At 59.0% G+C, this 3,389-nt stretch carries 1 tRNA gene and 2 rRNA genes; all 3 read left to right on the forward strand.

Annotated elements, in window-relative coordinates:
* The first annotated feature begins 312 nt into the window (after positions 1–312).
* The 3 genes from AC2YHJ_RS27765 (at position 313) to AC2YHJ_RS27775 (ending at position 3,389) form a co-directional block, all read left to right on the forward strand.
* Positions 313–3,050, forward strand: a 23S ribosomal RNA gene (locus AC2YHJ_RS27765).
* A 113-nt stretch (positions 3,051–3,163) separates the two neighbouring features.
* Positions 3,164–3,278, forward strand: a 5S ribosomal RNA gene (gene rrf / locus AC2YHJ_RS27770).
* A gap of 34 nt (positions 3,279–3,312) precedes the next feature.
* Positions 3,313–3,389: transfer RNA gene (locus tag AC2YHJ_RS27775), tRNA-Met, on the forward strand.

Below are 3,389 nucleotides of genomic sequence, written 5' to 3' on the forward strand. Positions count from 1 at the left end.
TGCGTCGTGATGGCGTGATGGCGTGATGGTGACGGTTTGATGCTTGGTGCGCTGCCCTTGGGGCGGTGGCACTTCCGAAACCTGTTTCGTTCCGCGCTGGCGGTCCGGGATCCTCGAGAGGGAACCGGGTGGCCTGCGGAACGGCATGTTCTTTCACATGGTGAAGATGATCAGTTGTTGTGTGTGTGAGTGACGCACATCGTCCGGGGGCAAGACTTGACCGCGCCCTGGGGATGGAGCGGGCGCTGCCGCCCGATAATGGTAAGCAGCATGGGGCGTGGTTTGGCCCTGTGCGCGGGCGGTGGTGTGGATATGGAGTGAGAGAAGGGCATTCGGTGGATGCCTTGGCGCCAAGAGGCGATGAAGGACGTGGCACGCTGCGAAAAGCCGCGGGGAGATGCGAGCGATCGTTGATCCGCGGATGTCCGAATGGGGAAACCCACCCCTTTGGGGTATCCCGGCCTGAATACATAGGGTCGGGAGGCGAACCCAGGGAACTGAAACATCTCAGTACCTGGAGGAAAAGACATCAACAGAGATTCCGCTAGTAGTGGCGAGCGAACGCGGAGCAGGCCAGTGGTTGCTGCAAGAGAAGCCGAACAATCTGGAAAGGTTGGCCGCAGTGGGTGATAGCCCCGTAGGCGTAGTGCTTGCAGTGATCCTTGAGTAGGGCGGGGCACGTGAAACCCTGTCTGAACATGGGGGGACCACCCTCCAAGCCTAAATACTCCTTGGCGACCGATAGTGCACAAGTACCGTGAGGGAAAGGTGAAAAGCACCCCGACGAGGGGAGTGAAAGAGACCTGAAACCGGATGCTTACAAGCAGTCGGAGCTCGCAAGAGTGACGGCGTACCTTTTGTATAATGGGTCCGCGAGTTCGTGTTGGCAGCAAGCTTAAGCCGAGAGGTGTAGGCGCAGCGAAAGCGAGTCTGAATAGGGCGCATAGTTGCCGGCATGAGACCCGAAACCTGGTGATCTAGCCATGGACAGGTTGAAGGTGGGGTAACACCCACTGGAGGACCGAACCCACGCCTGTTGAAAAAGTCGGGGATGATCTGTGGTTAGGGGTGAAAGGCCAATCAAACCAGGAAATAGCTGGTTCTCCGCGAAATCTATTGAGGTAGATCGTCCGTCGATCACCGTCGGAGGTAGAGCACCGGAAGGGCTAGGGGGGCCCAAAGCCCTACCAAACCCTACCGAACTCCGAATGCCGATGAGTGCAGGCGGGCAGACAGACAGTGGGTGCTAAGGTCCATTGTCGAGAGGGAAACAACCCAGACCACCAGCTAAGGCCCCCAAATGATGGCTAAGTGGGAAAGCATGTGAGACGGCCAAAACAACCAGGAGGTTGGCTTAGAAGCAGCCATCCTTTAAAGAAAGCGTAATAGCTCACTGGTCTAATCAAGCTGTCTTGCGGCGAAAATGTACCGGGGCTCAAGCCATCTGCCGAAGCTGTGGGTGCGTAGCAATACGCGCGGTAGCGGAGCGTTCCCTAGGCCTGCGAAGCGGTACCGGTGACGGGCCGTGGAGGTATGGGAAGTGCGAATGCGGACATGAGTAACGACAAACAGAGTGAGAAACTCTGTCGCCGAAAGTCCAAGGGTTCCTGCGCAAGGTTAATCCGCGCAGGGTGAGCCGGCCCCTAAGGCGAGGGCGAGAGCCGTAGCCGATGGGAACCAGGTGAATATTCCTGGGCCCGCCAGAAGTGACGGCCGTGAAGTTCTGTCATCCCTTATCGGATTGGGGTGGCAGTTGGATCGGTCCGGGAAATAGCTCTGGCATATGGACCGTACCCGAAACCGACACAGGTGGACTGGATGAGTATTCCAAGGCGCTTGAGAGAACCATGCTGAAGGAACTAGGCAAATTGCCCGCGTAAGTTAGCGATAAGCGGGACCCATCTGTGGGCAACCATGGGTGGGTGGCACAGACCAGGGGGTGGCGACTGTTTAGTAAAAACACAGGGCTCTGCGAAATCGAGAGATGACGTATAGGGTCTGACGCCTGCCCGGTGCCGGAAGGTTAAAGGGAGGAGTGCAAGCTCCGAACTGAAGCCCCGGTAAACGGCGGCCGTAACTATAACGGTCCTAAGGTAGCGAAATTCCTTGTCGGGTAAGTTCCGACCTGCACGAATGGCGTAACGACCTCCCCACTGTCTCCAGCATGGGCTCAGTGAAATTGAATTCCCCGTGAAGATGCGGGGTACCCGCGGTCAGACGGAAAGACCCTATGAACCTTTACTGCAGCTTGGCAGTGGCGCCAGGAAGGGGCTGTGTAGGATAGGTGGGAGGCTTTGAAGCCGGGGCGCCAGCCTTGGTGGAGCCAACCTTGAAATACCACCCTGCGCCTTTCTGGCGTCTAACCGAACCCCGTCATCCGGGGTCGGGACCCTGCCTGGTGGGCAGTTTGACTGGGGCGGTCGCCTCCCAAAAGGTAACGGAGGCGCGCGATGGTGGGCTCAAGCCGGTCGGACATCGGCTGTTGAGTGCAAAGGCACAAGCCCGCCTGACTGCGAGTGCGACAGCACGAGCAGGGACGAAAGTCGGCCTTAGTGATCCGGTGGTCCCGCGTGGAAGGGCCATCGCTCAACGGATAAAAGGTACTCTAGGGATAACAGGCTGATCTCCCCCAAGAGTCCACATCGACGGGGAGGTTTGGCACCTCGATGTCGGCTCATCGCATCCCGGGGCTGGAGCAGGTCCCAAGGGTTCGGCTGTTCGCCGATTAAAGCGGTACGTGAGCTGGGTTTAGAACGTCGTGAGACAGTTCGGTCCCTATCTGCCGTGGGTGTTGGAGACTTGAGAGGATCTTTCCCTAGTACGAGAGGACCGGGAAGGACGCACCTCTGGTGCACCGGTTGTGGCGCCAGCCGCATCGCCGGGTAGCCAAGTGCGGAATGGATAACCGCTGAAGGCATCTAAGCGGGAAACCAGCCTCAAGACGAGGTCTCCCTAAGGGCCGTGGTAGACCACCACGTCGATAGGCCGCAGGTGGAAGCTCCGTAAGGAGTGCAGCCGAGCGGTCCTAATCACCCGATAGAACTCCATATCCCACACACCACCGCATGGTCACGCAAGTGACCACCGCGCACAGCGCCAAGCCACGCACGCACACACACATCCTGATCATCCCATCCATCATCCAGAGGATCCGGCCCGGTGGCCTGGTGGCCATCGCGGGGTTGATACACCCGTTCCCATCCCGAACACGGCCGTGAAACACCCCAGCGCCCATGGTACTGCGTCTTAAGGCGCGGGAGAGTCGGTCGCCGCCAGGCCACCAGGCCGGATCCTCTGGACATCCCTTACCCCCGCGGGGTGGAGCAGCCCGGTAGCTCGTCAGGCTCATAACCTGAAGGTCACAGGTTCAAATCCTGTCCCCGCATCCA

This window comes from Roseomonas sp. SRI_022 (genome assembly GCF_057586215.1).